29 protein-coding genes and 1 pseudogene are annotated in these 26,945 nt (G+C 58.5%); 15 read left to right on the forward strand and 15 right to left on the reverse strand.

From position 1 onward, the window contains the following. Window positions 1–7: 7 nt before the first annotated feature. Complete coding sequence (locus tag ACYZT7_RS28155) at window positions 8–376, forward strand: PilZ domain-containing protein (protein WP_462039051.1); 369 nt, start codon at window positions 8–10, stop codon at window positions 374–376. Between the two features lie 63 nt (window positions 377–439). On the opposite strand, the gene radA is transcribed toward ACYZT7_RS28155, so the two are convergent. Next, window positions 440–1,807, reverse strand: a complete 1,368-nt coding sequence (gene radA / locus ACYZT7_RS28160; RefSeq protein WP_033054257.1) for a DNA repair protein RadA — start codon at window positions 1,805–1,807, stop codon at window positions 440–442. Window positions 1,808–2,272: 465 nt separating this feature from the next. Between radA and mscL the strand changes: the two genes are divergently transcribed. Then, window positions 2,273–2,686 carry a large-conductance mechanosensitive channel protein MscL gene (mscL, locus tag ACYZT7_RS28165; RefSeq protein WP_462039052.1) on the forward strand — a complete coding sequence of 138 codons (414 nt, stop codon included), beginning with the start codon at window positions 2,273–2,275 and terminating at the stop codon, window positions 2,684–2,686. A gap of 42 nt (window positions 2,687–2,728) precedes the next feature. Here mscL and ACYZT7_RS28170 read toward each other — a convergent pair whose 3' ends face one another. Further along, entirely contained in the window at window positions 2,729–3,505 is a 777-nt protein-coding gene (locus ACYZT7_RS28170; RefSeq protein WP_462039053.1) for a ferredoxin--NADP reductase, read from the reverse strand. 345 nt (window positions 3,506–3,850) lie between these two features. Between ACYZT7_RS28170 and ACYZT7_RS28175 the strand changes: the two genes are divergently transcribed. Together ACYZT7_RS28175 and ACYZT7_RS28180 are read left to right on the forward strand one after the other, a co-directional pair. After that, a complete protein-coding gene (locus tag ACYZT7_RS28175) occupies window positions 3,851–4,582 on the forward strand; it encodes a helix-turn-helix transcriptional regulator (protein ID WP_462039054.1) in 732 nt (243 codons plus the stop codon). Between the two features lie 175 nt (window positions 4,583–4,757). Then, a complete protein-coding gene (locus ACYZT7_RS28180; protein WP_462039055.1) occupies window positions 4,758–5,882 on the forward strand; it encodes a methyltransferase in 1,125 nt (374 codons plus the stop codon). Window positions 5,883–5,959: 77 nt separating this feature from the next. Here the strand turns inward: ACYZT7_RS28180 and ACYZT7_RS28185 are convergent, their stop codons facing one another. From ACYZT7_RS28185 to ACYZT7_RS28195, 3 genes are read right to left on the reverse strand one after another with little or no spacing between them, the layout of a single operon-like run. Continuing rightward, complete coding sequence (locus ACYZT7_RS28185; protein ID WP_074880353.1) at window positions 5,960–6,127, reverse strand: DUF2474 domain-containing protein; 168 nt, start codon at window positions 6,125–6,127, stop codon at window positions 5,960–5,962. Window positions 6,128–6,184: 57 nt separating this feature from the next. Then, entirely contained in the window at window positions 6,185–7,192 is a 1,008-nt protein-coding gene (cydB, locus tag ACYZT7_RS28190) for a cytochrome d ubiquinol oxidase subunit II (protein WP_462039056.1), read from the reverse strand. A 3-nt stretch (window positions 7,193–7,195) separates the two neighbouring features. Continuing rightward, window positions 7,196–8,635 (reverse strand): cytochrome ubiquinol oxidase subunit I, encoded by a 1,440-nt coding sequence (locus ACYZT7_RS28195; RefSeq protein WP_462039057.1) that lies wholly within the window; start codon window positions 8,633–8,635, stop codon window positions 7,196–7,198. Window positions 8,636–9,043: 408 nt separating this feature from the next. Here ACYZT7_RS28195 and ACYZT7_RS28200 point away from each other — a divergent pair. The 3 genes and pseudogenes from ACYZT7_RS28200 to ACYZT7_RS28210 form a co-directional block, all read left to right on the forward strand. After that, window positions 9,044–9,175: pseudogene (locus tag ACYZT7_RS28200) on the forward strand (MFS transporter); the annotation flags it as partial. A gap of 84 nt (window positions 9,176–9,259) precedes the next feature. Then, a complete protein-coding gene (locus ACYZT7_RS28205) occupies window positions 9,260–9,538 on the forward strand; it encodes a type II toxin-antitoxin system RelE/ParE family toxin (RefSeq protein ID WP_462039058.1) in 279 nt (92 codons plus the stop codon). A gap of 13 nt (window positions 9,539–9,551) precedes the next feature. Then, complete coding sequence (locus ACYZT7_RS28210; protein WP_462039059.1) at window positions 9,552–9,839, forward strand: HigA family addiction module antitoxin; 288 nt, start codon at window positions 9,552–9,554, stop codon at window positions 9,837–9,839. A 6-nt stretch (window positions 9,840–9,845) separates the two neighbouring features. On the opposite strand, the gene ACYZT7_RS28215 is transcribed toward ACYZT7_RS28210, so the two are convergent. Beyond that, complete coding sequence (locus tag ACYZT7_RS28215) at window positions 9,846–10,397, reverse strand: DJ-1 family glyoxalase III (protein WP_462039060.1); 552 nt, start codon at window positions 10,395–10,397, stop codon at window positions 9,846–9,848. Between the two features lie 66 nt (window positions 10,398–10,463). Then, the gene (locus ACYZT7_RS28220; protein WP_462039061.1) at window positions 10,464–10,919 is read right to left on the reverse strand and encodes a DUF4879 domain-containing protein; all 456 of its coding nucleotides are present in this window, start codon (window positions 10,917–10,919) and stop codon (window positions 10,464–10,466) included. Between the two features lie 214 nt (window positions 10,920–11,133). Between ACYZT7_RS28220 and ACYZT7_RS28225 the strand changes: the two genes are divergently transcribed. Both ACYZT7_RS28225 and trmA read left to right on the forward strand, forming a co-directional pair. Further along, entirely contained in the window at window positions 11,134–12,429 is a 1,296-nt protein-coding gene (locus tag ACYZT7_RS28225) for an NCS2 family permease (RefSeq protein ID WP_462039062.1), read from the forward strand. Continuing rightward, window positions 12,426–13,505 (forward strand): tRNA (uridine(54)-C5)-methyltransferase TrmA, encoded by a 1,080-nt coding sequence (trmA, locus tag ACYZT7_RS28230; protein WP_462039063.1) that lies wholly within the window; start codon window positions 12,426–12,428, stop codon window positions 13,503–13,505. The genes ACYZT7_RS28225 and trmA overlap by 4 nt, the downstream gene beginning before the upstream one ends. A 54-nt stretch (window positions 13,506–13,559) precedes the next feature. On the opposite strand, the gene ACYZT7_RS28235 is transcribed toward trmA, so the two are convergent. Both ACYZT7_RS28235 and ACYZT7_RS28240 read right to left on the reverse strand, forming a co-directional pair. After that, entirely contained in the window at window positions 13,560–14,006 is a 447-nt protein-coding gene (locus ACYZT7_RS28235) for a DUF2442 domain-containing protein (RefSeq protein ID WP_462039064.1), read from the reverse strand. Then, complete coding sequence (locus ACYZT7_RS28240; protein WP_056744643.1) at window positions 14,003–14,431, reverse strand: hypothetical protein; 429 nt, start codon at window positions 14,429–14,431, stop codon at window positions 14,003–14,005. The genes ACYZT7_RS28235 and ACYZT7_RS28240 overlap by 4 nt, the downstream gene beginning before the upstream one ends. A gap of 276 nt (window positions 14,432–14,707) precedes the next feature. On the opposite strand from ACYZT7_RS28240, the gene ACYZT7_RS28245 reads away from it, so the two are divergent. From ACYZT7_RS28245 to ACYZT7_RS28255, 3 genes are all read left to right on the forward strand, one after another. Further along, complete coding sequence (locus ACYZT7_RS28245; protein ID WP_462039065.1) at window positions 14,708–15,619, forward strand: LysR family transcriptional regulator; 912 nt, start codon at window positions 14,708–14,710, stop codon at window positions 15,617–15,619. Window positions 15,620–15,760: 141 nt separating this feature from the next. Beyond that, a complete protein-coding gene (gene aroQ / locus ACYZT7_RS28250) occupies window positions 15,761–16,201 on the forward strand; it encodes a type II 3-dehydroquinate dehydratase (protein ID WP_462039066.1) in 441 nt (146 codons plus the stop codon). 5 nt (window positions 16,202–16,206) lie between these two features. Beyond that, window positions 16,207–17,061, forward strand: a complete 855-nt coding sequence (locus ACYZT7_RS28255) for a shikimate dehydrogenase (RefSeq protein ID WP_462039067.1) — start codon at window positions 16,207–16,209, stop codon at window positions 17,059–17,061. Between the two features lie 36 nt (window positions 17,062–17,097). On the opposite strand, the gene ACYZT7_RS28260 is transcribed toward ACYZT7_RS28255, so the two are convergent. Together ACYZT7_RS28260 and quiC are read right to left on the reverse strand one after the other, a co-directional pair. Then, complete coding sequence (locus ACYZT7_RS28260; RefSeq protein ID WP_462039068.1) at window positions 17,098–17,775, reverse strand: TetR/AcrR family transcriptional regulator; 678 nt, start codon at window positions 17,773–17,775, stop codon at window positions 17,098–17,100. 102 nt (window positions 17,776–17,877) lie between these two features. Continuing rightward, a complete protein-coding gene (gene quiC, locus ACYZT7_RS28265; RefSeq protein WP_462039069.1) occupies window positions 17,878–19,779 on the reverse strand; it encodes a 3-dehydroshikimate dehydratase QuiC in 1,902 nt (633 codons plus the stop codon). Between the two features lie 293 nt (window positions 19,780–20,072). Here quiC and ACYZT7_RS28270 point away from each other — a divergent pair, with 293 nt between their 5' ends. After that, entirely contained in the window at window positions 20,073–21,389 is a 1,317-nt protein-coding gene (locus ACYZT7_RS28270) for an MFS transporter (protein WP_462039070.1), read from the forward strand. 46 nt (window positions 21,390–21,435) lie between these two features. Here the strand turns inward: ACYZT7_RS28270 and ACYZT7_RS28275 are convergent, their stop codons facing one another. Both ACYZT7_RS28275 and ACYZT7_RS28280 read right to left on the reverse strand, forming a co-directional pair. Then, the gene (locus ACYZT7_RS28275; RefSeq protein ID WP_462039071.1) at window positions 21,436–22,314 is read right to left on the reverse strand and encodes a DMT family transporter; all 879 of its coding nucleotides are present in this window, start codon (window positions 22,312–22,314) and stop codon (window positions 21,436–21,438) included. 164 nt (window positions 22,315–22,478) lie between these two features. Continuing rightward, window positions 22,479–23,255: an IclR family transcriptional regulator gene (locus tag ACYZT7_RS28280; RefSeq protein WP_462039072.1), complete on the reverse strand. Its 777-nt coding sequence runs from the start codon at window positions 23,253–23,255 to the stop codon at window positions 22,479–22,481. Window positions 23,256–23,507: 252 nt separating this feature from the next. On the opposite strand from ACYZT7_RS28280, the gene ypfJ reads away from it, so the two are divergent. Both ypfJ and ACYZT7_RS28290 read left to right on the forward strand, forming a co-directional pair. Then, complete coding sequence (gene ypfJ / locus ACYZT7_RS28285) at window positions 23,508–24,401, forward strand: KPN_02809 family neutral zinc metallopeptidase (protein WP_462039073.1); 894 nt, start codon at window positions 23,508–23,510, stop codon at window positions 24,399–24,401. Continuing rightward, entirely contained in the window at window positions 24,402–25,361 is a 960-nt protein-coding gene (locus ACYZT7_RS28290; RefSeq protein ID WP_462039074.1) for an alpha/beta hydrolase, read from the forward strand. It begins immediately after the preceding gene. A 108-nt stretch (window positions 25,362–25,469) separates the two neighbouring features. Here the strand turns inward: ACYZT7_RS28290 and ACYZT7_RS28295 are convergent, their stop codons facing one another. Both ACYZT7_RS28295 and tesB read right to left on the reverse strand, forming a co-directional pair. After that, window positions 25,470–26,063: an HAD family hydrolase gene (locus tag ACYZT7_RS28295; protein ID WP_462039075.1), complete on the reverse strand. Its 594-nt coding sequence runs from the start codon at window positions 26,061–26,063 to the stop codon at window positions 25,470–25,472. Next, window positions 26,060–26,929, reverse strand: coding sequence for an acyl-CoA thioesterase II (gene tesB / locus ACYZT7_RS28300; RefSeq protein WP_462031017.1), 870 nt, complete (start codon window positions 26,927–26,929; stop codon window positions 26,060–26,062). Before tesB ends, ACYZT7_RS28295 begins: the two co-directional genes overlap by 4 nt. Between the last annotated feature and the right edge of the window lie 16 nt (window positions 26,930–26,945).

The raw sequence follows: 26,945 nt of genomic DNA on the forward strand, positions 1-26,945 counted from the left end.
TTGCGCCATGAGCGAGCACCCTGCCGATCGCCGCCGCTTCAAACGAATTGCGTTCGATGCCCGAACTGAGCTGAGTCAGGGGGAATTCATCTGGCCGGTGAAGCTGATCGACCTGTCACTGAAGGGACTGTTGATCGAAAAGCCCGAACCGTGGCTGGGGAATCGGGAGTGGCATTTCCTGGTCGATATTCATCTCAACGAAGACGTCGAGATCAAGATGGATGTGATGTTGACCCACGATGACCATGGCCAGCTCGGATTTGTCTGCAAACACATCAGCCTGGAATCCATCGAACGCCTGCGGCGGTTGGTTGAACTCAACCTGGGCGACTCGCAGGAGCTCGAACGTGAATTGGGCGCTTTGATCAATATTTGAAGACCAACACAAACCCTGTGGGAGCGAGCTCGCTCCCACAGGGTTTGTGTTCTATCTGGAAGGTTATTCGAAGAGGGCGTCCAACGCCTGTTCCAGACGCGTTACAGCAATAATCTGCAACCCCGGCGGCGCTTCTTTCGGTGCGTTGCCCTTGGGCACGATGGCGCGCTTGAAGCCGTGCTTGGCCGCTTCTTTCAGGCGTTCCTGACCGCTCGGCACTGGACGCACTTCACCGGACAACCCTACTTCGCCGAACACCAGCAAGTCATGGGGCAGTGGCCGGTTGCGCAAACTGGACATGACCGCCGCCATCAGCGCCAGATCGGAGGCCGTTTCCAGCACCTTCACCCCGCCAACCACATTGAGAAACACATCCTGATCGTGGGTCGGAATGCCGCCGTGACGGTGCAGCACCGCCAGCAACATCGCCAGTCGATTCTGATCCAGCCCCAGCGTAACCCGACGTGGATTGGCCAGATGACTGTCATCGACCAATGCCTGCACCTCGACCAACATCGGCCGAGTGCCTTCCCACGTTGCCATGACCACACTGCCCGGCACTTCTTCCTGCGCACGCGTAAGAAAAATCGCCGAAGGGTTGGAGACTTCTTTCAGCCCCTTGTCCGTCATGCCGAACACACCCAGCTCGTTCACCGCGCCGAAACGGTTCTTCACCGCCCGCAGCAGACGCAAACGCCCATCGGACTCGCCTTCGAAATACAGCACGGTATCAACCATGTGCTCCAGCACTCGCGGCCCGGCCAATGCGCCTTCTTTGGTCACGTGGCCGACCAGGAAAATCGCTGTGCCGCTCTGCTTGGCATAGCGCACCAGCAACGCCGCACTTTCCCGAACCTGCGACACGCCGCCCGGTGCCGATTGCAGCTGCTCGGTGAAGATCGTCTGGATCGAATCGATCACCATCACCTTAGGTTTTTCCTGCCGGGCGGTGGCGATGATGGTTTCGATGCAGGTTTCGGTCATCACCCGCAGTTGATCCTGAGGCAAGCCGAGACGGCGGGCGCGCATGGCCACTTGCTGCTGGGATTCTTCGCCAGTGACGTACAGTGCTGGCATGACTTTGGCGAGATTGCACAAGGTTTGCAGCAGAATGGTCGATTTGCCGATGCCCGGATCACCGCCGATCAGCACCACCGAGCCGTCTACCAGACCACCGCCCAGCACCCGATCGAGCTCGCTGGAAGCGGTGGAAAAACGCGGGATTTCTTCGACGCTGACTTCGGCCAGGGTCCTGATCTGTGCCTGCTGGCCGGTCCAGCCGGTGCGACCGCTGGGAGCCGCAGCGCCACCGCTCTCGACCATGGTTTCGGTCAGCGTGTTCCAGGCCCCGCACTCGCCGCACTGGCCAGCCCACTTGGGGAAGGTTGAGCCGCACTCGGTGCAGCCGTACATGCGCTTGGCCTTGGCCATCTGAACTCCCGACAAAAAAACGCGATGATAGCTCAGCTGGAGTGGATCAGCGCGGCGAAGTTACCCAGCGGATCTTTGGTAGTCACTTGTTCAGCCCTTGGAATACATTCACCGTCTGACTAACCATAAAACCCTATACAACCTCCCGCCCTAACATATTCAATCAAATACTAGTCTCGCCCAATGAAACAAAAATCAAAACCTGTACAAACCCTTGCCATTTAAAACCTGAACGTACAACCCAACTATTAAACCGACCTTGTAATAAGAACAACCAAGCTAATGGCGCGCGCTGGAGGCCCAGTCCAAAGCGGCTATCCCGAGCAAGTATGATGGCTTTTTCAAACTTTTTACCGTTGAGACGGTCGGTAGCAGGCAAGCTCTGTAAGCAGTTGTTTCGAGCAGGATGCATCTTGCTGATTTACACTGCGCTCACCAACCTCATCTTTAACAAGGAAATAACCTATGGGCGTGATAAGTGAGTTCAAGGCCTTCGCGGTCAAAGGTAACGTGGTCGACATGGCCGTCGGTATCATCATCGGTGCTGCCTTCGGCAAGATCGTTTCATCGTTTGTCGGCGATGTGGTGATGCCACCCATCGGCCTGCTGATCGGAGGGGTGGATTTCAGCGACCTGGCCATCACGCTCAAGGCAGCCAACGGCGATATCCCGGCGGTAATGGTGGCGTACGGTAAATTCATCCAGAGCATGATTGACTTCATCATCGTCGCCTTCGCGATCTTCATGGGTGTAAAAGCCATCAACCGTCTGAAACGCGAAGAGGCCGTTGCGCCAACGCTGCCGCCGGTTCCGACCAAAGAAGAAGAGCTGTTGGAAGAGATCCGCGATCTGCTCAAGGCCCAGAACAATCGGCCTTGAACGCTTTAGTGAAATAACGGCGCCCTCGAGGCGCCGTTTTTTTTACCAGTAGTTTTCCACCGCCACTTGCCCGGGCCGTCGACTGAGGCTCAAGTGCATGTGGCGCTGTTTGAGCAATTTGCGCGTGTCATCGATCATCTGCGGATTACCGCAGAGCATGACCCTCGAATACTTGGCCGTCAGCGTCAAGTCTGCCGCCCGCTCCAGCTCGCCACTTTCGATCAGCGTCGTGATCCGGTCACTCTTGGACCCAGGATGCTGCTCGCGAGTGACGGTAGTGATGAACTGCAGCTTGTGCGCAAACTCCGCTAAATAGTCGCGCTGCGCCAACCCGCTGATGAGTTCCTGATACGCCAGCTCCCGGGCTTCGCGCACGCTGTAGACCAAGATGATCCGCTCGAATTTCTCCCAGACCTCGAAGTCCTGCAGGATCGACAGAAACGGCGCCAGGCCGGTGCCTGTGGATAACAGCCAGAGATCACGGCCGTCGACAAAGCGATCCAGCGTCAGGTAACCAAAGGCCTGACGCTCGACCAGCAGCGTATCGCCGACTCCCAGCCGACTCAGCTCACTGGTGAACTCCCCCCCTGGCACCACAATGGAAAAGAATTCGAGGAACTCGTCATAGGGCGACGACACCATGGAATAGGCGCGCCATACGGTGCTGCCGTCAGCCTTGGTAACGCCCAGCCGGGCGAATTGACCTGCACGAAAACGAAAGCCCGGATCCCGGGTGGTCCTCAGGGTGAACAGACTGGGGGTCAGCGACTGGACGTCGAGCAAGGTCTGGCGAGTGAATTTTTCTGCACTGGCGGTCATGGGGTGCTCCATTCAACAGATAGCCACAGTGTCCCGCAAAGCGGGCAGCTTAAACACCGGTGATTTGTAGTGGCTTTCGCCAGGCACTCTCAATCGCATTAACTTTATAGAAAAATCTAAAGCCGACAACTTAATTAACTCATAAGTTCAATGAGTATTAAATAAAACTCGCCTCTCGTTATTTACCCCCATAAACACCAGAAGCTAGAATCAGAAACGTGTTTTAAAAATGTAAGCAACACCGAAAATTCTCAACACGCACGTAGGAATTATCCTACACTCGGGGCTTGCCAGACATTGGATCCAACGCAACACCCCCATGAGACTTTACATTGGAGAATTAAGATGGAAAGGTGGAAGGAATCACAACTCAACCAGTTATCGCGTGCAACTGAGATTGATATTGCCTACCGGATTTCACTTGGATTCGCGAAAAATATAGGGTTTAAATTTTTCGCTTTTTCAACAACATATCAAACAAAAACTGACCAGTTTAATACTGTTCAACTCAACAACTACCCTACCGACTGGAACATTGAATATGAACAAAAAAAATTCAGCGCGATAGATCCAGTAGTGGCTCACTGCAATCACTCCAGATTACCTATTCTTTGGAGTGAAGAACTGTTTTCCAAAACCCCGTGGTTATGGGACGCGCTCGAAAAACAAGGATTGCAGCACGGCTGGTCACAATCCATCCATGACGAGGAAAGCGATCATTGCAGCATTCTGAGCCTGGCCAGAAGCCATTGCCCGATCACTGCGTTTGAGCTGTATGAAAATCTCGGTTTTTCAGTGTTCATCGGGCGCCATCTTCATGCGTTGATCGCGCAGACACTGCCCAAGAAAGCTGCGAAGCCCTGCGCACCGCATTTGACGCCCCGCGAAATCGATGTATTGAAACTGGCGGCTGTGGGTAAGACTGCGTATGAAAGTGCGATAATCCTCAACCTCAGTGCTCGCACGGTCAATTTCCATGTGCAAAGCGCAATTCTGAAACTGGGGGTCTTTAACAAGATTTCGGCAGTGCTCGCCGCCACCAAGGAAGGCTTCCTCAACACCAGCGCGATACGCTGACCCAAAAAACCTGCAAGTAATCCAAAAGAAAAAAACGTACCATTTGCGGTCCTTCTTGAGTGTTGACGTGTGAACCTTCACGACGCAGTGCACTCGGACGGTCACGCCCGCTACAACGCCCCCGGGGCGCGGGACACCCGTTGATGCCCCCTGTTGATTACCCAGAGCCCGCCTCATGCCCTTGCTCGAAACACCCTTCGCCCGCCTCGACCTGATCCGCCAGCCCGACCAGCAGAACGAACCGCTGCAGGCGTTTGATGCCGCAGACGAGTACCTGCTCAACCATCTGGCTGACCAACAGCCCTCGGCCGACACTCGGGTTTTGGTGCTCAACGACAGTTTTGGCGCATTGGCCGCCAGCCTGGTGGGCAAGGTTCAAGTGACCAGCAGCGGCGACTCGTTCCTGGCCTTTCAGGGCCTGGAAAAGAATCTGATCCGCAACGGCCAGGCGTTTGATGCGGTGCCGAGCGTACCGGCCAGCGAAGCCTTTTCAGGCCCCTTTGACCGGGTACTGATCCGGGTCCCGAAAACCCTCGCCTTGCAGGAAGAGCAATTGATTCGCCTACAGGGCCAACTCGCGCCGGGTGCTCAGGTGATTGCTGCCGCGATGGTCAAGCATTTACCCCGAGCCGCGGGCGATCTGCTGGAACGCTACATCGGCCCGGTGCAAGCCTCGTTGGCGGTGAAGAAGGCTCGGCTATTGATCGCGACCGCTGAAGTCAAAGCGCCCGTCGTGTCCCCCTACCCGACTCGTTATCGACTCGACTCGCCTGAGATCGAACTGCTCAATTACGCCAATGTGTTCTGCCGCGAAGGGCTGGATATCGGCACGCGAGCGTTTTTGCCGCACCTGCCAAAGAACCTCGGTTCGGCGCGGGTCGCCGACCTCGGTTGCGGTAACGGGGTTTTGGCCATCGCCAGCGCTTTGCAAAACCCTGAGGCCCATTACACGATGGTGGACGAGTCGTTCATGGCCGTGCAATCGGCCGCCGAAAACTGGCGCGCGGCGCTGGGTGACCGGGAAGTGGTTGTACGTGCCGACGATGGATTGGCGGGTCAGGAGCCTCAGTCCCTGGACGTGGTGCTGTGCAATCCACCGTTTCACCAACAACAAGTCGTCGGCGACTTCCTGGCCTGGCGCATGTTCCAGCAGGCCCGAGAGGCTCTGGTGGTAGGCGGCGCGCTGTACATCGTCGGCAACCGTCATCTGGGTTATCACAGCAAGCTCGCGCGGTTGTTCCGTGGCGTCGAGCAAGTGGCGGCCACACCCAAGTTCGTGATCCTTAAAGCCCGCAAATGACGGGTAAAAAAACCCTCCATCTGGAGGGTTGTAAATCCGTGCCGCAAGGCAACGGGATGGGATCAGGTGTCAAAAAATCAGTGGGTCGTCAGGCCCGCGGCATTCATGAACATGCGCATCAGGCTGGCTACGATGAACAGCGCCACAACGCTGCCGGTCCAGATCATCGCCAGCCAGCCAAGTCGCTGCCAGAGCGGCTTTTTCTCTGCTGCTTCGATTTCCTGCAAGGAATGTTTACCCGCCATCATCGCAATCTCCTCTGAAAGGGCGCAGGTATCAGCACTGCGCCGCTGTCGCGTGTTTTAGTGGTAACCATCTTCGTGGGTGACCTTGCCGCGGAACACGTAGTAGCTCCAGAAGGTGTAACCCAGGATGAACGGGATGATGAACAACGTGCCCACCAGCATGAAGCCCTGACTTTGCGGCGGTGCGGCGGCGTCCCAGATCGAGATCGACGGCGGCACGATGTTTGGCCACAGGCTGATACCCAGACCACTGTAGCCGAGGAAGATCAGCACCAGGGTCAGCAGGAATGGCGTGTAGTGTGCATTGCGAGCCACAGCGCGGATCAGACCGTACATGGTCACCAGCACCAGAATCGGTACCGGCAGGAACCAGAACAGGTTCGGCAGGGTGAACCAGCGAGCGGCAATCTCGGCGTGGGCCAGCGGGGTCCAGATGCTGACGATACCGATCACGGCCAGCACCACGAAAGCCAGTGGCCGAGCCAGGTCATGCATCTGCTCCTGCAACTTGCCTTCGGTTTTCATGATCAGCCAGGTACATCCGAGCAGCGCATAAGCCACCACCAGCGCCGCGCCGCAGAACATCGTGAACGGCGTCAACCAGTCCAGTGAGCCACCGGCAAATTGGCGATTGACCACCGGCAATCCATCAATGAACGCACCCAACGCAACGCCCTGGAAAAAGGTGGCGGCGATCGAGCCACCGATGAACGCCTTGTCCCAGAGATGGCGCTTGTCGTCCCTGGCCTTGAAGCGGAACTCGAACGCCACGCCGCGGAAGATCAGCCCGATCAGCATAAAAATCAACGGCAGGTACAACGCCGAGAGCACCACCGAATAGGCCAGCGGAAAGGCACCGAACAACGCTGCGCCGCCCAGCACCAACCAGGTTTCGTTACCGTCCCAGACCGGCGCGACGGTGTTCATCATCACGTCACGATCGGTCTTGCCTGGAATGAACGGGAAGAGAATCCCGATCCCCAAATCGAAACCGTCCATGACCACGTACATCATGATGCCGAAGATGATGATCACGGCCCAGATCAGCGGAAGATCAATACCCATGAGTCAAATCTCCTTGGTCAGGCTGGGGCTGTGGTCGCTGTCACCGTTGTCATCGGCGGCGGACAGCGGACGGGCTGGCGTGCGTTTCTGGCCAGGACCACCCTCATTGGTTCCCTTGCCTTCGTCGATCTTCGGCCCTTTGCGCACCAGGCGCATCATGTAGCCCAGACCGGCACCGAACAGCGCGAAATAGACCACGACGAACATGATCAACGTGATGCTCATCTGCATGAAGCTGTGATTGGAAGACGCATCCGCCGTGCGCATCAAGCCGTACACCACCCATGGCTGACGACCGATTTCAGTGGTGAACCAACCGGCGAGAATCGCGATCAGGCCAGACGGGCCCATCCACAACGCCAGGTACAGGAATGGCCGAGAGGTATAGAGCTTGTCGCGTTTGCGCAGCCACAGGCTCCACAAACCGGTGAAAATCATCAGGAAACCCAGGCCGACCATGACCCGGAACGACCAGAACACGATGGTCGAATTCGGCCGGTCTTCAGGCGGGAAGTCCTTGAGCGCCGGCACCTGTTTGTCCAGCGAGTGCGTGAGGATCAGGCTGCCCAAGTACGGAATCTCGACGGCGAATCTGGTCTTCTCGGCTTTCATGTCCGGCCAGCCGAACAGGATCAGTGGGGTCGGTTCATCACCGTGGTTCTGCCAGTGACCTTCGATAGCGGCGATTTTTGCCGGTTGATGCTTGAGCGTATTGAGGCCATGGAAGTCACCGATGACGGCCTGAATCGGCGCCACGATCAACGCCATCCACATGGCCATCGAGAGCATGGTGCGGATCGCCGGGTTGTCCTTTCCGCGCAGCAAATGCCAGGCCGCCGAGGAACCGACGAAGAAGGCGGTCGCGACGAACGCCGCCGTCGACATGTGCAACAGACGGTAAGGAAACGACGGGTTGAAGATCACCGCCAGCCAGTCCACCGGAATGACCTGGCCGTTGACAATTTCGTAGCCCTGCGGGGTCTGCATCCAGCTGTTGGAGGCGAGAATCCAGAAGGTCGAGATCAGGGTGCCGATGGCCACCATGACCGTGGCGAAGAAGTGCAGATTGCGCCCGACCTTGTTCCAACCGAACAGCATGACGCCGAGGAAACCGGCTTCGAGGAAGAAAGCGGTGAGTACTTCATACGTCAGCAACGGCCCGGTCACGGAACCGGCGAAGTCCGAGAAACGGCTCCAGTTGGTGCCGAACTGATAGGCCATGACGAGTCCGGAGACCACGCCCATGCCGAAGTTGACGGCAAAGATCTTCGACCAGAAGTGGTACAGATCGCGGTACGTGTCGTTATGCGTTTTCAGCCACAGACCTTCAAGCACCGCCAGGTAACTCGCCAGGCCAATGGTGATGGCGGGAAATAGAATGTGAAACGAAATGGTGAACGCGAACTGAATCCGGGCGAGATCAAGTGCCTCCAAACCGAACATAAGTCTTCCTCTGTCAGGTAATACCGGCTGAAGGCTTGTGGCCTACACCCACTGCCCCCACGGATATGGAGTGTGGCGAATTTGAATTCGTTCTTTTTTTACAAACATCACAACGTAGGGAGTCTGGCCATCTGGCCGCCGGATCAATTTCCACGAACGGTCTTGATCTGGATCAAGCAACGTTAAAAGAGTAGTCCCATTTTTGACGATGGACGGTGTGGTCTTTTGCCGCGTGACAGGTTGCCTCACCGATGCGGGCCAGGCATATCGGTGTCTAGCTAACGAAATTTCCCAGCGCTGCAACTTTTGGTTACAGCTTGGTGATGGGCGGTCAAGCCGGATTCAAACTCGCCCAACTGTCGGGGCGCTGCTGATGTCGCTGTACCTGGCGAGATGAGCCGTGGAGCGTTCGGCACCGTGCCGGCGGTGGTCATGGGCGGCATCGGCACGCTGGTGGTCACCGGAGCCTGGATCAAGCTGTTCCCGACCCTGGCCGACCGCGACCGCATGCATGTGCCGGTGGAAGAAGTGAAGGCCTGAAGCAGTTGTCGATCACACTTTTGCCGAGCAGGTGCACTACATAGATAGTGCAGCTGGTGTAATGTATCGCCTTACACTTGTCCCATGATCAAATCCTTTCAGCACAAAGGCCGTCGTGGCTTCTATGAAACAGGTTCGACTCGTGGGATCCGCGCAGACCATGCGAAGCGTCTGTCTCGAATGCTTCAGTTCATGGACCGCGCAACGCTACCTGGCGACCTAGACCTACCGGGATGGCGATTACATCCACTCAGGGGAGAGCTGGCCGAATATTGGTCACTGAGCGTTCCGGGAGAACTGGCGATTATTTTTCGTTTTATCGGTTCAGATATCGAACGGGTCGACTATCTGGACTACCACTGACAGGAGGCAGGACATGCCCATGCACAACCCGCCACACCCTGGCGAAACCCTTTTGATGGATGCATTGCCTGAACTTGGCATCAGCGTCACAGAGCTGGCCCGGCACCTGCGATTTGCGCGCCCGCATCTATCGCGAGTGCTGCATGGCCACGCGCCGATCAGTCCTGATTTGGCGGTACGCCTGGAGCGGGCTGGAATTGGTAAGGCCAGAATGTGGCTAGGTGTTCAGACCGACTACGATCTTTGGCAAGCGGAGCAACGTGAGCAACCGATCATCGAACCCATTGCCGTCCACGCCTGACACTCTCTAGACCACCATCTCTCCCGCCACCGCCGCTCGCGTGGCCTTACCGCAGAGTTGCTCCACCAGCGTCAGGGCGAATTGCAACACTGCCCCTGAACCCTGCGCGGTGATGCAGTTGCCATCGACCACCACCGGTTGATCGACGAAGTTGCAGCCCAACAAGTGATGGCTGGCCGATGGCAGGCAGGTCATGCGCCGCTGACGCAGTACGCCAAAGGCTTGCAGCGCCAGCGCCGGGGCCTCGGCGATGCCGGCGAACAGACGCCCGGCCGCGGCCTGATCCTTGAGCAATTGTTGCAGGGGTTGATGGGCCGCCAGATGTTGCGCCCCCACGGCACCGCCGGGCAGGACAATCAGGTCGAACGCCTGGGCCAGCACGTCCACCAGCATCGCATCGGACGTCACACGGGTGCCGCGCGCGCAGGTGAGCATGCGCCGCCGCTCGATGCTGGCCACCACCAGTTCAACCTTGGCGCGGCGCAACACATCAATCAGGGTGACTGATTGCAGGTCATCGATGCCCTCGGCGAGGGTAATCAGAGCTCTAAAGGTCATGGGCGCAGTCCACAGGATGATCTTTAAAGCGTAGTCAGCTTTCCTGCCCCTTGTTCGAGCCCGCCGTTACTTGATGTAAAGCTGCGTCGACAGCGTATTGCCTGGCGCGTTGGTCGACGTGTTGCTGAAGGTGAAGGTGCCTTCCTGCTTGCCGGCCAGATCGAAGACATACAAATAGCCGACGGTTTTTTTCCCGACGGTGCACTCAGTCAGGTTGCCATTATCAAAAGCACAGACCGGGGTCCGGGTGCCGTTCACCTCAAAACCATCCAGCCCGACATGCGCGCTACGACCGTAACCGACTTCCAGCACGTAGACCTTGATGTTCGGTCCGCTGTGATTGCAGCGGGTTTGCTCTTGCCCCTGCGCGATGTCTTCAAAGCCGCAGCCCGGCGACTCGACCTTGAGTACCTTCACCTGACTCAACGGTGCCGCCGATGCAGCCGAGGCGGTGTGTGCCCCCAGGAACAAGGCGATCGACACTGCGCATACGGCAATCAGACGTCTATTCATGCAATACATAAGTACCCCCAAAACCAGCGCGCAGTATGGCTCACTTCGCTTTAGCGCAAAACATCGACGACGATCGCAGCCATAAGCAGCCATAGCCCCACGCTGCTGGTATGATGCGCGGCTTTTTCCGACCCACAGAAAATTACCAGGCGCCTGCAGCGGTCTGTGCTTTGCTGTTGAGGTCGATACATTCACGGCGCCGGGCGCGCCACGGGGAGCAGACATGCTGGAAAGGCTGTTTCAACTCAAGGCACACAACACCAACGTGCGAACCGAGATTCTGGCGGGTGTCACGACCTTTTTGGCCATGGCCTACATTCTGTTCGTCAACCCGAGCATTCTCGGCGAGACCGGCATGGACAAGGGCGCGGTGTTCGTCGCCACGTGTCTGGCAGCCGCCATCGGCTCGACGACCATGGGCCTGATCGCCAATTACCCGATCGCCCTCGCACCGGGCATGGGCCTGAACGCCTTCTTCACCTACACCGTGGTCCTGCACATGGGCCATACCTGGCAAGTAGCGCTGGGTGCGGTGTTCATCTCGGCGGTGATGTTTTTCCTGTTGTCGATCTTCCGCATCCGCGAATGGATCATCAACAGCATCCCGCTGGCGCTACGCTCGGCGATTGCCGCCGGTATCGGCCTGTTCCTGGCCCTGATCGCCCTGCATAACGCGGGTATAGTGGTTAGCAATCCGGCCACCATGGTCGGCCTCGGCGATTTGAAACAACCGGCCCCGATCCTCGCGACCCTCGGCTTTGCCCTGATCGTGGCACTTGAAGCACTGAAAGTGCGCGGCGCGGTACTGATCGGCATTCTGGCAGTGACCATCGTTTCGATCGCGATGGGCTTCACCCCGTTTGGCGGCGTGATGTCGATGCCGCCGTCCCTGGCCCCGACGTTCCTGCAACTGGACATCAAAGGTGCCCTGGACATCGGGCTGGTCAGCGTGATTTTCGCCTTTCTGTTCGTCGATCTGTTCGACAACTCCGGCACCCTGATCGGCGTCGCCAAGCGCGCCGGCCTGATGGGCAAGGACGGTCATATGCCGAAAATGGGCCGCGCCCTGATCGCAGACAGTACCGCGGCCATGGCCGGTTCGCTGCTGGGCACCTCGACCACCACCAGTTACATCGAATCCGCAGCCGGCGTGAGTGCCGGTGGCCGCACCGGCCTGACCGCCGTTGTCGTAGCGATTCTGTTCCTGTTGGCGCTGTTTTTCTCGCCATTGGCGGCCAGCGTTCCAGCCTTTGCTACCGCGCCTGCACTGCTGTTCGTCGCGGTATTGATGACATCCGGCCTGGCCGAAATAGACTGGGACGACATCACCGTCGCCGCACCGGTCGTGGTCACCGCCCTGGCCATGCCGTTCACTTATTCCATCGCCAACGGCATCGCCTTCGGTTTCATCTCCTGGACCGCGATCAAGTTGCTGTCCGGCCGCGCCCGTGAGCTCAACTCGGCGCTGGTGATTCTGTCGATTCTGTTCGTGATCAAGTTGGGTTGGTTCAACGCATGACATTTGATTCCCAGGCTTACGCCGTTCAGCTCGAAGAAAAGGTCACGCGCCTGCGTGACCTGCTGGCCCCGTTCGGTGCGCCAGAACCTGCAGTGTTCGACTCACCGCTGCAAAATTTCCGCCTGCGCGCCGAATTCCGCTTGTGGCGCGAGGCCGGCGAGCGCCACTACGCGATGTTTTCCCAGGAAGATAAACGCACACCGATCCTGATCGAAGCGTTCCCGATCGCAAGCGCGCGTATCAATGAGTTGATGCCGCAGCTGAAGGCGGCGTGGCAAGCGAGTGCGGCCTTGAGCCACAAGCTGTTTCAGGTGGAGTTCCTGACCACGCTGGCCGGTGATGCGATGATCACGCTGTGCTATCACCGCCCGCTGGATGAGCACTGGCACGCGGCGGCCTCGAAACTGGCCGCCGACCTGAACGTCAGCATCATCGGCCGTTCCAAGGGAAAACGCGAAGTGATTGGTCACGATTACGTGGTCGAGCAGATGGACGTCGGCGGTCGCACCTTCAGCTACCGCCAGCCGGAAGGCGCGTTCACCCAGCCCAACGGCACGGTGAACCAGAAGATGCTCAACTGGGCTTACGACGCACTCGGTGATCGCTCCGACGATTTGCTGGAGCTGTATTGCGGTAATGGCAACTTCACCCTGCCGCTCGCGACGCGCGTACGCAAAGTGCTGGCCACCGAAATCAGCAAGGCCTCGGTTAACGCGGCGTTGAGCAATCTCAGCGAAAACGCTGTGGATAACGTCACGTTGGTGCGTTTGTCCGCCGAGGAGCTGACCGAAGCCCTGAACGAAGTGCGTCCGTTCCGTCGTCTGCACGGTATCGATCTGAAGAGCTACGAGTTCGGTAGTGTCTTCGTCGATCCGCCTCGCGCCGGCATGGACCCGGACACCTGCGAGTTGACCCGTCGCTTCGACAACATCCTCTATATTTCCTGCAACCCGGAAACCCTGGCGGCCAACATCGCCCAACTGCACGACACCCACCGCATCGCCCGATGCGCAATGTTCGACCAGTTTCCGTGGACCCATCACATGGAATCCGGGGTGTTGTTGACCCGCCGTTGATTACAGATGCCGAATACAAATCAGCCGTCATAACGACGGCTTTTTTGTGCGTGCTTAAAGGATGACATCTGCCTTGCGCGGACGCCCGCCCTTACGGCCATTCGCCCGCGCAGCCTCTGCTTTGGCGGCGCTGCTTTGGCGACCATTACGCGAGGCGATGACCGACGCGGCCATATCCATTAGCGGCTTGCTGGCCGAAACCATCCCGGCGATGGAGACCTGCAGATCCTTGCCCTCGTGGCAAAGGGCTGTCCCGGAAAAGCCGACTTTAAGGTCTGCGAAATCCTCGACGTCGAAATCATCGAATTCCGGATAGTGCTGCACGGGCAACAGCACGCCACTGCCATCAATGAAACCGACCGCCAGGCACGGTTCGACAAAGGTCACCGAAGTCGCCTGCAGACCACGTTTGTGGCGCACTTGCCCACGCTGGATGGCTTCATCCAGCACGGCTTCGGTTACGGGCCGATCCACCAACATTTTTGCTGTTATCGTTTTCATAGTTCGATCTCCACGCCCTCCGGAACGCCCATCAGCGCCAGTAGGGTCTTGTTCGTCTCGGGCTCATAGCAAGCCGAGCCAATCATGCAGGTCGTACTGGCGACCCTTTTTACCACCACGACTTCGCTGGTTTGCCAGTCCCATATCTGATGATCGAGGCAGACCGTGTGCAGCTTGTCCCACCAGATACACCGAGCGCGGCGCAAATGAGCGGGTTGTCCGAGCGCGTGACGCAACCCTTCCAGCACCGCCACAGGTGGCCTGCGAGAATGAGGAACCACGTCCCACAGCTCGACACTGTTGTGCCAGAAGCTGAATTTGAAGCGCGCACTCCAGGTTCCGGCATCCACATGTGCATGCGGCGGGCAATGCTCATCGCGCAACATGATCACCATTGAAAACCCTTTGTAGCTGAATAATCTCATGCTAACCCATCCGTTAGGTTAATGAGCCCGAAGACCCGACATTCCCTGGAAAATCCGATAACTGGCGCTGAGCACTCGATCAGTCATCCGTCATTGAGCCTAGCGTTCAAGCCTTCATAAGGCCGGCGGATGACGGCGCAAATTGGTAAGCAATCCTTTCACCGCCTCCACAAAAATGGTGGTGAAATCGGCACGGATCAAGTAATGCACCGCTTTGACAATTTCATCTACAGTGGCGAAATTCAGTCCCTCATTTGATCCGCGGTGTAATCAATCATGCAGCGACAATTCGACGATCTTCAACTGGGCAGCATCGAACTGTTTTGTCTGGCCGCCGAGGCGGGCAGCTTTACCGCCGCCGCGCTGGTGGCTGGCGTGACGCCGGCAGCTGTGAGCCGCTCGGTGTCGCGCATGGAAGAGCGCCTGGGCGTGCGGTTGTTCGCCCGCACCACCCGCAGCGTCAATCTGACCGACAGTGGTCGGCGGTATTACGAGGAATGCCGCCAGGCGCTGGCGCAACTGGTCGAGGCCCAGCGCGAGGTCATGGGCCAGCAGCAACAGCCTTCCGGCACTTTGCGCATCAGCATTCCCACCACCTATGCCCATCACCGAATCCTGCCATTGCTGCCGGCTTTTCGAGCACGCTTTCCCGCGGTGAAGGTCGAGTCGCACATCAGCAATCGCAATATCGATTTTGTCGGCGAGGGCTATGACATGGCGATCCGCGTGCGGGCGATTCCGGATTCCGGCCTGATCGCCCGGCAGCTTGAGGATGCGGCATTGGTGATGATTGCCAGTCCCGACTACCTGGAGCGCGCTGGCGTTCCACAAACGCTGGACGATCTCAAACAGCACGAGTGCATCCAGTACGAATTGCCCAGCAGCGGTCGGCGGATTGCCTGGCTGTTTAACGACAATGGCGTGCACCGGGAGATTCTGGCCGAGGGCAATCTCAGTTGTTCCGACGATGTGCTAGGGGGTGTGACCCTGGCAAAACATGGAGCAGGGTTGTTTCAGACTTATCGCTTCATTGTCGAAAAAGAACTGGCAGATGGCTCGCTGGTGGAAGTACTCAAGCCCTATGGCGGTCGCTCGCGGCCGTTCACTCTGCTCTATCCGCAAACTCGCCATATGCCGCTGCGGTTGAGGGCGTTTATCGACTTTCTGGTTGAACATCTGCCGCGCTGAAGAACCAAAACCGTCCGATCACCGCACACAATAACCCTATGAACCGCCTCTTCAATTGACCAAATTAACCATCTAGTACAATTTATCTCCACAGGCTGAAACCCTCGGCCCATGCCAAAAATAATAAGTGGAGAAACCCCGATGCCCCCTATCGTTCTGGTGCTCAACGGCCCGAATCTGAACCTGCTCGGCACCCGTGAACCGGCGACTTACGGCCACGAGACCCTGGCAGACCTCTCAACCTTGTGCGCACGTGCCGCCGTAGAGTTCGGCCTGACGGTGGAATTTCGCCAGACCAACCATGAAGGTGAATTGCTCGATTGGATTCACGCCGCCCGCGGCCGTTGCGCCGGGATCGTCATCAACCCGGCTGCCTGGACCCACACCTCGGTCGCGATCCGCGATGCGTTGGTCGCCAGCGAATTGCCGGTGATCGAAGTCCACCTGTCCAACGTTCATGCCCGCGAGCCATTCCGCCACCATTCTTTTGTTTCGGCCATCGCCACCGCGGTGATGGCCGGTTTCGGCAGCCATGGCTATCGCCTGGCGCTGGAGCACTTCAGCCAACGTTTGAAGGGGTGAAGGCGGTGACTCAGAACAACGCAGTATTGGCCGGATTGATCGGCGCCGGCATCCAGGCTTCTCGCACCCCGGCGCTGCACGAGCATGAAGGCGATGCACAGGGTTTGCGTTACCTCTATCGGCTGATCGATCTGGATCAGTTGAAACTCGACAGCGGCGCCCTGCCCGACCTGTTGATGGCCGCTGAACGCATGAACTTCACCGGCCTGAACATCACCTTTCCGTGCAAGCAGACGATCATCCCGCTGCTCGACGAACTGTCACCGGAAGCCCGAGGCATTGGTGCGGTCAATACGGTGGTGTTGAAGGACGGTAAACGCATCGGCCACAACACCGATTGCCTGGGGTTCGCCGAGGGTTTTCGTCGTGGCTTGAAGGGCGTTGCCCTTGAGCGCGTCGTGCAAATGGGTGCCGGTGGCGCTGGCGCGGCAGTGGCCCACGCGCTATTGAGCGAAGGCGTACAGCAGCTGTGCATTTTCGATGTGGAGATCAGCCGCGCTCAGTCGCTGGCGAACAACCTCAATCAGCATTTCGGTGCTGGCCGGGCCGTGGCAGGTCATGATTTGCCGAGCACCCTGGTCCAGGCTGATGGTCTGGTGAACACCACACCCATGGGCATGAAAAAACTGCCGGGCATGCCAGTGCCGGTGGAACTGCTTCGAGGTGAATTGTGGGTGGCGGAGATCGTTTACTTTCCACTGGAAACCGAACTGCTGCGCAATGCCCGCGCGTTGGGTTGCCGAACGGTGGATGGCGGCAACATGGCGGTGTTTCAGGCGGTGAAGGCGTTTGAATTGTTTAGCGGCGTGGTGCCGGATGCGCAGCGGATGTTGGAACATTTTCAGAGCATGAATGGCTGAACGGATGTGGGGAGGGGTTAATCCCCTCACCCCACATCAGGCCTGCAAATACCGCAAAACCGACTCGCAGATCATCTCGCGATGACGCTGCGTGATGCTTTCGTCCGGCAAGTCGATCTGAAAAATCTCACTGAATGTATGGCGGTTCGACACGCGATAGAAGCAGAACGAGCTGATCAGCAGGTGCACATCCAACGGCTCGAGCCCGGATCGGAACACACCTTCCTCAGCACCGCGACGCAAAATCTCGCCCAGTGAATCGAGAATCGTGTTGTTCATCGCCTTGATCGCATCGGAACGTTTCACGTACTCAGCGTTGTGAATGTTCTCGATGCTGACAATCCGCACAAAGTCGACGTTGCGATCATGGTGGTCGAAGGTGAATTCCACCAGCCGCCGAATCGCTTCCACCGGCGCCAGTTCGGTCAGGTGCAAACGGTTTTCGGTGCTGCGGATATCGCCGTAGAGCTTCTCCAGCACCTCGACGTAGAGCTGCTCCTTACTGCCGAAGTAGTAATAGATCATGCGTTTGGAGGTGTGGATACGTTCGGCGATCGCATCGACGCGAGCGCCGGAAAGCCCCTGCTGGACGAACTCGACAATGGCTTCTTGAAGGATGTTCTCGCGGGTCTTTTCCGGGTTGTTCTTGCGACTCTTGCGGGGCTCGGCCATGGGTTCGTCGGGCGCTGGGGAGAGTTCTGAAATTATTGTCATTGCGGGCTCACGGCCATCACTGCACAGGCTGGCGATTATGGGGCGCGCCGCACAGTGAAGGAAGCCGCGCGGCAGCGGTTTGTACCCGTGTTTACGATTTCCCTACAACTTTGCCTGACGTATGGCACCACTGCGGGATTTGGCCATGGCCGCCAGTCGCACCGCCACGTTGGCCGCACCGTATCCCGCGTAGCCATTCTTGCGCTGGATAATTTCAAAGAAGAACCGCCCTTCAAACGGCTCGGTGTACACGTGAAACAGTTCGCCACCCGGGGAATCGCGGTCGTAGAGCACGTTGTAATAGGCCAGCTCGCTGAGGAACTCGTCGTCGAAATCGAACCGCGCGGCGAGGTCATCGTAGTAATTGAGCGGAATATCCAACAACGGTACGCCTGCCTCTTTGGCCCGGCTGACTTCGGCAAAGATGTCGTCGCAATCAAAGGCGATGTGATGCACACCGGAGCCGCGATAACTCGACAGCGCATGTGAGATCGCAGTGTTGCGGTTCTCGGAAATGTTCAGCGGCAAGCGGATCGAACTGCAACGGCTGCGCAGCGCCCGGCTCTTCACCAAGCCATACGGATCGGGGAGCACCACTTCATCGTCGGCCTCGAAATCCAGCAGGCTTTTATAGAACAGCACCCAACTGTCGAGGCTGTCGGCCGGCAACGCTATCGCCATGTGGTCAATGCGCTTGAGGCCGCCGCTGGCCATGGCGGTGGGTTGCAGGTTGAAGTCCGTGCCGTAGACATCGGCGTCCTGGTCCACCAGATAAATCAGACTGCCATCCGGCGCGCGCACCGCGGCCAGTTCCAGTTCATTGGGGCCAACCAGCCCGCGATACGGCTGACCTTTATAAGCCACGGCCCGCGCCAGCGCACTGGCGCTGTCCTTGACCCGCACGGCGGTGGCGCACAGCGATGGGCCGTGAGCTTCGAAAAAACTGTGGGCGAAGGAATAGGGTTCGGAGTTAAGGATCAGGTTGATGTCACCCTGACGCAGTAGGCTGACGCTCTTGGAGCGATGGTGCCCTGCCTTGACGAAACCCAGTCGCTCCAGCCAATGAGAGAGCTTGGCGCCAAGGCTTTCATCCACTGCGAATTCAAGAAACTCGATGCCGTTGTACTCGCTGGCCTTGGGCGTCTCGAACAGAATGTCGACAGAGGCCGGTGGCTTGGCTTCCTGCGCCAGACGTTCGCGGGTTTTCTCTTCCAGGTACAGCAACGAGCGCAAACCATCGGCGGCATTGGCCCGTGGCGGCGCGGCGCGGAAGCCGTCGTTGAAAATCTCAAGCGACAACGGCCCGGTGTAACCACTCTTGATGATCGGTGCGAGGAAACCCGGCAGATCGAATTCACCCTGACCCGGGAAACAGCGGAAATGCCGGCTCCACTCCAGCACGTCCATGGCCAAAATGGGTGCGTCAGCCATTTGCACGAAGAAAATCTTGTCGCCGGGAATCTCGGCGATAGCACTCGGATCGCCCTTGAGCGACAGCGTGTGAAAGCTGTCCAGCAACACGCCAAGGCTCGCATGATCAGCCTGGCGAACGATGTTCCACACCTGTTGATAAGTGTTTACGTGCCGGCCCCAGGCCAGCGCTTCGTAGCCGATGCGCAGGCCACGAGCACCGGCGCGTTCGGCCAGCAGGCGCAAGTCGTCGATGAGGATTTGTTCATCTCCAATGGAGTCTGCCGAGGCGTTGCTGCACACCAGCACCAGGTCCGTGCCCAGCTCCTGCATCAGGTCAAACTTGCGCTCGGCCCGCTCCAGGTTGCGCGGCAAGCGGTCGCGGCGGCAACCTTCGAAGTCCCGGAAAGGTTGAAACAGCGTGATCGCGATCCCGAGATCGGCGCACATCTGTTTAATTTCCCGCGGGCTGCCGTCGTAGTAGAGAAGGTCGTTCTCAAAAATCTCTACCCCGTCGAAACCGGCGGCGGCGATGGCTTCAAGTTTTTCCGGCAGGGTACCGCTCAAGGACACGGTGGCAATGGAACGCTGCATATTTCGACTCCCGGTGGAGGCTTCGGCTACAGGGAATTTGCGCCGCTTTTAAAAGAATGAGCGAATTATTGGGCCGGGTTGTTTAATGAGCAATCCAAAGTGTACTACCCAGTTAGTTTTGCGTGCGATTATCGAACACAATGGCCGTTGGCGAATTGACGATTTTTCGTCCACTGCGCAACATCGACATCACATTGAGTCCGGTCATGAACCACTGGGCTTGGTTACCAAAGACCCAGAACACCACATAAAAATAATCGGTGCCCTAAATGACTCCTTCTCGAAGCTCTTCCATGGAGCGTTCCTCCATGACTCCTGCCTCCGGCGGCGTTGGCGACAAGATCCGCGGCGCCATGGCGGTCGGCAAAACCCGTTGGGGCATGCTGGCGCTGGTGTTCTTCGCCACCACCCTGAACTACATCGACCGCGCCGCCCTCGGCGTCATGCAGCCTATCCTCGCCAAGGAAATGAGCTGGACGGCGATGGACTACGCCAACATCAACTTCTGGTTCCAGGTCGGCTACGCCATCGGTTTCGTGCTGCAAGGCCGGTTGATCGATCGGGTCGGCGTCAAGCGCGTGTTCTTCTTTGCGGTGCTGCTCTGGAGCCTGGCGACCGGCGCTCATGGCCTGGCCACTTCGGCCGTTGGCTTCATGGTCTGCCGATTCATACTGGGTCTGACTGAAGCCGCCAACTACCCGGCCTGCGTGAAAACCACCCGATTGTGGTTCCCGGCCGGCGAACGCGCCGTGGCCACCGGCATCTTCAACGCCGGGACCAACGTCGGTGCGATGTTCACGCCAATGCTGCTGCCACTGATACTCCACGTCTGGGGCTGGCAGGCCGCGTTCCTGTGCATGGCGTCACTGGGCGGGATCTGGTTGGTGTTCTGGGGTTTGAAGTACTACAACCCGGAAGAGCACCCGAGCGTTAAGCAGTCGGAACTGGACTACATCCAGAAGGAAGTCGAACCGGAACAATCCCGCGTACCGTTCTCGAAAATCCTGCGCATGCGTGGCACCTGGGCCTTCGCCCTGGCTTACGCGATCACCGCGCCGGTGTTCTGGTTCTACCTCTACTGGCTACCACCGTTCCTCAATCAGCAATACAACCTGGGGATCAACGTGACCCAGATGGGTATCCCGCTGATCATCATCTACCTCACTGCCGATTTCGGCAGCGTCGGCGGCGGGATCCTGTCCTCGTTCCTGATCGGCCGCGGGGTCAACCCGATCAAGGCGCGGCTGATGTCCATGTTCCTGTTCGCCTGCTGCATCATCGGCGTGGTCATGGCTGCGGGTTCGAGCAATCTGTGGGTGGCAGTGGCCGCCATCTCCCTGGCCATCGGTGCACACCAGGCCTGGACGGCGAACATCTGGAGCCTGGTGATGGACTACACGCCCAAGCACATGATGAGTACGGTATTCGGTTTCGGCGGCATGTGCGCCGCCATCGGCGGGATGTTCATGACCCAGTTGGTCGGCCATATCCTGACGGTCACCAACAACAACTACACCGTGCTGTTCACCATGATTCCGGTGATGTACTTCATCGCGCTGATCTGGATGTACTTCATGGCGCCGCGCAAGATTCCGACCGTCACCCCGTAAAACCCCCTCCCCCGGCAGGCCTGATTCCAGGCCTGCCTTGCTTCTCTCACCGACGGCTTTGCTGCCATGCTGCTGCCAACCCGCTGCAGCAAATCACCGCGATCCCGACCACCGTGGTCAGGGTCGGCGTGTGAGAAAACAGCAACCAGCCCAGCAAACCGGCAAAGACAATCTGGCAATAACCGAACGGCGCCAACAATGCAGGGGCGGCGTGGCGGAAGGCTTGCGTCAGAAACAGGTGAGCCGTCATCCCGCAAGCGCCCAGCGCCACCATCATAAATCCATGGCCCAGGCTGGGGACTTGCCAGAAGAATGGCACCAGCGCGCTCATCACCAGGGTGTTGCACAGGCCGGCGAAGAAGTTGCTGGTGGTCGGGCTGTCGATGTTGCTGAGCTTGCGGGTGAGCAACTGATAGAAGCAGAAAAACAGCGCCGAGCAGAGCGGCAGCAACACCGCAGGGGTAAAGAGTTCTCCGCCGGGATGGACGATGATCAACACGCCGATGAATCCGCAAATCACCGCAATCCACTGGCCACGAGTGACGTGCTCACCCAGCAGCGGAACCGACAGCGCAGTCACCAAAACCGGCGCAAGGAAGTTGACCGCCGTGGCTTCGGCCAATGGGATGTACTGTAAGCCGGTGGTGAAAAACAGACTGGTGCCCAGCAGGCACAACGCCCGCAACAGCTGAAGTAACGGCCGTTTGGTTCGTAGGACACCCAGCCCGGATTGCGGCAGGAAAATCCCGGCCATCAGTAAGGTGTGAACCAGATAACGGGCCCAGACCACCATAACGATCGGGTAGAACCCTGAGAGGTATTTCGACAAGGCGTCGTGACTGGAAAACAGGAAGGTCGCAACGACGATCAGCAGAATCCCTTTGAAGGGTTGGTTTACGCCGGAAAGCGGAGTGCTTGCTGTCATGGGTATCCCTTGCGAAGTGAAACGTGTCGCGGACGGCGAGTTCCAATAATTTAGAACCTGGTTCCATATTCCTATACCAGCATAGGCCGAATGTGTTCGGACACCGCACAGTTTTACAGTCGACAAAAAATCAAATGTGGGAGCGGGCTGGCGGCGCATCAGGGTTAACTGAACAACTCCGATGCCAGACTCGCCGCCGACAATTCCTCGGTATACCTCAACAGCAGCGGCGCCAACTCATGCAGCCGCGCGCCCGGCATCCGCGCACTGGGCCCGGCGATGCTCAGCACACCGATGACGCGACCGTCACGCGGATGTCGCACGACCGCAGCAATCGCCGAGGTGCCCACCGCCGAACTTTCCTCGACCCAGGCGTAGCCCTGCTCCCGCGCAAGACGCAAACGCTCGAGCAGTTCAATGTTGGAACGCGGTGCATTCGGCCCGAGGTCTTTAGGCCGCTCGCCGCCCTGGCGTTCCACCAGCGACAACGCCTCGGCATCACTCATGCACGCCAGCCACGCATGGCCCGACGCGGTATAGAACAATGGCGCATCGCGGCCCATTTCCGGGTCGTAACGCAGGCCGGAACGAGCCCCCTGAGACTTGGCGATCCAGATTTGCCGCTCGCCTTCAATCACCCCAAGACGTACCAGCTCCCCGCTTTCCTGGGCCAGGCGATCCAGCACGGGCTGAACGATATCGGCACCGCTGCCCGATAGGTAACGAAAACCCATTGCCACCAGTTTGGTGGACAAGTGATACCGCAGATTCTCCGGATTCTGCCGCACATAACCCAGCCGGATCAGTTCCGCGAGCAGACGGTGAGTGGCGCTTTTAGGGATGTCCAGCTGCTCCGCGAGCATCTGCATCGGCAGGCCGCGAGGATCACTGGTGAGGCTTTCGAGCACGTTGAAGACACGTTCGATCTGACTGCCGGCCATGGGAGGTTCCGAATACAATTTGCCTGATTCTAGAAGACGAACAGAGTAATGCGAAATCTGGAACCCGATGCTCGATAGACGCAGCGACTTGCCTACTCGATAAAAACCCGTCCCCTGACGGAATTCGATGGGTGATCCATGTTCCTACAGTCTGCAAAGCTACCGGCCGCGCGAAAAAGCCGGACAGCCGGACTGGCGCCGCCCCCACACACCAGCAACACTCATCACCACGGACAATCAGAGGATTCCCACATGCTATGGAAAAAAGGCCGACGCAGCGACAACGTGGTCGATGCCCGTGGAGATGATGTCGGCGGTGGTGGTGGCGGGATGCGCTTCGGTGGCGGCAAGGGCCTGAGCCTGACGGCGATTATATTGATCGTCGGGATCGGCTGGATCACCGGCCAGGACCCGATGCAAATCCTCGGGCAACTGACCGGGCAGATGAGCGAGCAATCGGCACCCGCACCGACCGAAACCCGCAAGGCACCGCCGGCCAATGATGAAGGCGCCGAATTCGTGCGCTCGATCCTCGGCGATACCGAAGACACTTGGGGCCAGATCTTCCAGCAGGCCGGTCGGCAGTATAAGAACCCGACCCTGGTGCTGTTCAGCAATCGCGTCAACTCGGCGTGCGGCCTGGCGACGTCGGCGACCGGTCCGTTCTACTGCCCGACGGACCAGAAGGTCTATCTGGACACGAGTTTCTTCCAGGAAATGTCCCAACGCTTTTCCGCAGCGGGTGACTTCGCGCAGGCCTACGTCATCGCTCACGAAGTCGGACACCACGTTCAGACCTTGCTCGGCGTTTCAGCGAAGATTCAGACCGCTCGCCAACAGGGCCGGCCAATGGAAGGTGACAATGGATTGCTGGTGCGCCAGGAACTTCAAGCCGATTGCCTGGCCGGGGTCTGGGCCAACAATGCGCAGAAACGTCTGAACTGGCTGGAACCCGGTGACATCGAAGAAGCCTTGAACGCCGCCAACGCCATCGGCGATGACCGTTTGCAGCAGCAAGGACAGGGGCGCGTGGTCCCGGACTCGTTTACTCATGGTACGTCGGCGCAAAGGGTGCGCTGGTTCAAAACCGGATTCGCGCAAGGCCAGGTCGGCCAGTGCGATACCTTTGCAGCGAAAAACCTATAAATGAATAAGTGGCTGTTAGCTCTACTGATCACCTGCGCAAGCACCCAGGCTGCCGAGCATGCGGTCAAGGAGGTCAGCCCCGGACGCCTGCTGTTGACTTCAGGTGAAATCGCGGTGGGCATCGGCCCGGCGCCGACGAAAATCGAACGCGTGCTGATCATCATCCATGGTCGATTGCGCAATGCCGACACCTATCGCCAGAGCGCCGTGCGCGCGGCCGAACAGGCCGGGCAAAGCGCGAGCACCTTGGTGATCGCCCCGCAATTTCTCAATGAAACCGACGTCACGCGCCATCCCGTGGCTGACAGCGTATTGCGCTGGCAGGGCAATGACTGGATGGCGGGCGGTTTATCCAGCGCTCCGTTTTCCATGAGTTCCTACGCGGCGCTCGACGAAATCATCGCCCGAATCGGCGATCGCCGACAGTTTCCGGACGTGAAGCAAATCGTCATCGCCGGTCACTCCGGTGGCGCTCAGGTGGTGCAGCGATATGCATTGCTGGGCCACGATCAGCCAGCGCTCAAGGCGGCCGACATACAGGTGCGTTACGTCATTGCCAACTCGTCTTCTTATGCTTACTTCGATGAACGACGGCCGGTGGCGTTCAGCCACGCCGGTTGCCCGAATTTCAATCGCTGGAAATATGGACTGGCGGATTTACCCGCCTATGCCGAAGGGCAAACCGCCAAGCAGTTGAAGGAAAACTACGTCAAACGCGATGTCGTTTATCTACTCGGGCAGCAGGACAGCGACCCGAAGCAGCCGGCGTTGGATAAAAGCTGTGAGGCCCAAGCCCAGGGAGCCAATCGATTGGCTCGAGGGCGCAATTATTTTGCATATCTGAAGCGGCTGCATCCTCAAGGTTTGAGTCAGCAACTGATTGAAGTACCCGGGGTCGGGCATGACGAGGATGGGATGTTTAACTCGCCGCAGGGGCAGAAGGCGTTGTTCGGTCAGTGAGTTTTTGTGGTGCCTGATCTGATGCCATCGCGAGCAAGCTCGCTCCCACATTGGTTTTGTGAACACTGAAGATCCCCTGTGGGAGCGAGCTTGCTCGCGATGGGGCCCTCAAGCCGACAACATTTCCCGCAACGCCACGCAATCGGCGGCATGCCAATCAGTCAACTCCGGCCAGGGATTATCCGGCAGGTTCACCAACACCGTCCGCGCCCCTGCCGCCCGACCGCAATCCAGATCAAAGCGGTAATCACCGACCATCACCATTTCACTGGCCGGTACATCCCAGGCCTGTGCCAACTTCAACAAACCACCCGGGTGCGGTTTCGGCGGCGCTTCATCACGACCCAGCACATCTTCCACCGCGAAGCAGTCGGCCAGACCGATTGCCTCCAGCGTCACATGCGCCAGTTCGCGAGCATTGCGGGTGAGAATGCCCAGGCGATAACCGCGTCCGGCCAACTCACGCACCAGTTCCACCGCGCCCGGTGCCGCTGTCGAACCCAACGCCAGGTCTCGTTCGTGTTCCAGCAACCACGCATGTTTGGCCGCGGCTTCATCGGCCGGCAGCGCGGCGAGGTGGGTCAGGATGTCGTCTTCGGCCGGGATCGCCAGCGCCACGCGAATTGCCGCGAAATCATGCACAGCCACCGTCAGGGTGCCGTCCATGTCGAACACCCAGTGCCGCACCTCGGCCAGGCTCATGCCCAATCCTTGCGGTGGCGAATCAGGCCTTCCTGCGTGACCGAGGCCACCAGTTGCCCGGCGCGGTTGAACACGCTGCCGCGGGAGAAGCCACGGGAATTGCCGGCCCACGGGCTGTCCATCGCATACAGCAGCCAGTCATCGGCGCGCAGATCGGCGTGAAACCACAGCGAATGATCGAGGCTGGCGACCTGCATGTCTTTCTGCCAGACCGACTTGCCGTGAGGCTGCATTGACGTGGTCAGCAGACCGAAATCCGAGGCGTAGGCCAGCAGGTATTTATGCAACGCTGGGGAATCGGCCAAGGCGCCGTCGGCGCGAAACCAAACGTACTTGATCGGATCGGACGGTTGCGGGTTGTAAGGATCTTTCTCGGTGATCGGTCGAAACTCGATCGGTTTGGGGCACAGAAATTTTTCGCGCATGTGCTCGGGAATCAGGTGCGCACGCTGCTGGGTGAGTTCCAGTTCCGACGGCAGGTTTTCCGGGCCGACCACAATCGGCATCTCGGCTTGGTGCTGGAAGCCTTCTTCGTCGTACTGGAAGGAGGCGCTGCAGGTGAAGATTGGGTTGCCTTTCTGAATCGCGGTCACCCGACGCGTACTGAAGCTGCCGCCGTCGCGTACCCGATCGACCTGATAAACCACGGGCAACGCGGAATCGCCGGGACGCAGGAAATAGCCGTGCATCGAATGCACATGACGCGCTTCTTCGACCGTCTGACTGGCCGCCGACAGGGACTGACCGATCACCTGACCGCCGAACAGCTGACGAAAACCCAGGTCCTGGCTGCGGCCACGGAACAGGTTTTCTTCAATCGGTTCCAGGGTCAGCAGGTCAACCAGATCATCCAACACTTGGCTCATTCAGACTCTCCTCACA

The sequence above is a fragment of the Pseudomonas sp. RT4P38 genome (assembly GCF_054897765.1).

Excerpts from the sequence above, each read along its gene's own strand:
- ACYZT7_RS28235 (WP_462039064.1), bottom strand. The coding sequence starts at position 14,006 with ATGAAAACGATAACAGCAAAAATGTTGGTGGATCGGCCCGTAACCGAA.
- ACYZT7_RS28280 (WP_462039072.1), bottom strand. The coding sequence starts at position 23,255 with ATGGCCGGCAGTCAGATCGAACGTGTCTTCAACGTGCTCGAAAGCCTC.
- ACYZT7_RS28175 (WP_462039054.1), top strand. The coding sequence starts at position 3,851 with ATGGAAAGGTGGAAGGAATCACAACTCAACCAGTTATCGCGTGCAACT.
- ACYZT7_RS28260 (WP_462039068.1), bottom strand. The coding sequence starts at position 17,775 with ATGACAATAATTTCAGAACTCTCCCCAGCGCCCGACGAACCCATGGCC.
- trmA (WP_462039063.1), top strand. The coding sequence starts at position 12,426 with ATGACATTTGATTCCCAGGCTTACGCCGTTCAGCTCGAAGAAAAGGTC.
- cydB (WP_462039056.1), bottom strand. The coding sequence starts at position 7,192 with ATGGGTATTGATCTTCCGCTGATCTGGGCCGTGATCATCATCTTCGGC.
- ACYZT7_RS28185 (WP_074880353.1), bottom strand. The coding sequence starts at position 6,127 with ATGGCGGGTAAACATTCCTTGCAGGAAATCGAAGCAGCAGAGAAAAAG.
- tesB (WP_462031017.1), bottom strand. The coding sequence starts at position 26,929 with ATGAGCCAAGTGTTGGATGATCTGGTTGACCTGCTGACCCTGGAACCG.
- ACYZT7_RS28215 (WP_462039060.1), bottom strand. The coding sequence starts at position 10,397 with ATGACCTTTAGAGCTCTGATTACCCTCGCCGAGGGCATCGATGACCTG.
- ACYZT7_RS28295 (WP_462039075.1), bottom strand. The coding sequence starts at position 26,063 with ATGAGCCTGGCCGAGGTGCGGCACTGGGTGTTCGACATGGACGGCACC.
- ACYZT7_RS28210 (WP_462039059.1), top strand. The coding sequence starts at position 9,552 with ATGCCCATGCACAACCCGCCACACCCTGGCGAAACCCTTTTGATGGAT.
- ACYZT7_RS28225 (WP_462039062.1), top strand. The coding sequence starts at position 11,134 with ATGCTGGAAAGGCTGTTTCAACTCAAGGCACACAACACCAACGTGCGA.
- ACYZT7_RS28170 (WP_462039053.1), bottom strand. The coding sequence starts at position 3,505 with ATGACCGCCAGTGCAGAAAAATTCACTCGCCAGACCTTGCTCGACGTC.
- ACYZT7_RS28220 (WP_462039061.1), bottom strand. The coding sequence starts at position 10,919 with ATGTATTGCATGAATAGACGTCTGATTGCCGTATGCGCAGTGTCGATC.
- ACYZT7_RS28155 (WP_462039051.1), top strand. The coding sequence starts at position 8 with ATGAGCGAGCACCCTGCCGATCGCCGCCGCTTCAAACGAATTGCGTTC.
- quiC (WP_462039069.1), bottom strand. The coding sequence starts at position 19,779 with ATGCAGCGTTCCATTGCCACCGTGTCCTTGAGCGGTACCCTGCCGGAA.
- ACYZT7_RS28245 (WP_462039065.1), top strand. The coding sequence starts at position 14,708 with ATGCAGCGACAATTCGACGATCTTCAACTGGGCAGCATCGAACTGTTT.
- ypfJ (WP_462039073.1), top strand. The coding sequence starts at position 23,508 with ATGCTATGGAAAAAAGGCCGACGCAGCGACAACGTGGTCGATGCCCGT.
- ACYZT7_RS28270 (WP_462039070.1), top strand. The coding sequence starts at position 20,073 with ATGGAGCGTTCCTCCATGACTCCTGCCTCCGGCGGCGTTGGCGACAAG.
- ACYZT7_RS28180 (WP_462039055.1), top strand. The coding sequence starts at position 4,758 with ATGCCCTTGCTCGAAACACCCTTCGCCCGCCTCGACCTGATCCGCCAG.
- ACYZT7_RS28275 (WP_462039071.1), bottom strand. The coding sequence starts at position 22,314 with ATGACAGCAAGCACTCCGCTTTCCGGCGTAAACCAACCCTTCAAAGGG.
- ACYZT7_RS28290 (WP_462039074.1), top strand. The coding sequence starts at position 24,402 with ATGAATAAGTGGCTGTTAGCTCTACTGATCACCTGCGCAAGCACCCAG.
- mscL (WP_462039052.1), top strand. The coding sequence starts at position 2,273 with ATGGGCGTGATAAGTGAGTTCAAGGCCTTCGCGGTCAAAGGTAACGTG.
- ACYZT7_RS28195 (WP_462039057.1), bottom strand. The coding sequence starts at position 8,635 with ATGTTCGGTTTGGAGGCACTTGATCTCGCCCGGATTCAGTTCGCGTTC.
- ACYZT7_RS28240 (WP_056744643.1), bottom strand. The coding sequence starts at position 14,431 with ATGAGATTATTCAGCTACAAAGGGTTTTCAATGGTGATCATGTTGCGC.
- radA (WP_033054257.1), bottom strand. The coding sequence starts at position 1,807 with ATGGCCAAGGCCAAGCGCATGTACGGCTGCACCGAGTGCGGCTCAACC.
- aroQ (WP_462039066.1), top strand. The coding sequence starts at position 15,761 with ATGCCCCCTATCGTTCTGGTGCTCAACGGCCCGAATCTGAACCTGCTC.
- ACYZT7_RS28205 (WP_462039058.1), top strand. The coding sequence starts at position 9,260 with ATGATCAAATCCTTTCAGCACAAAGGCCGTCGTGGCTTCTATGAAACA.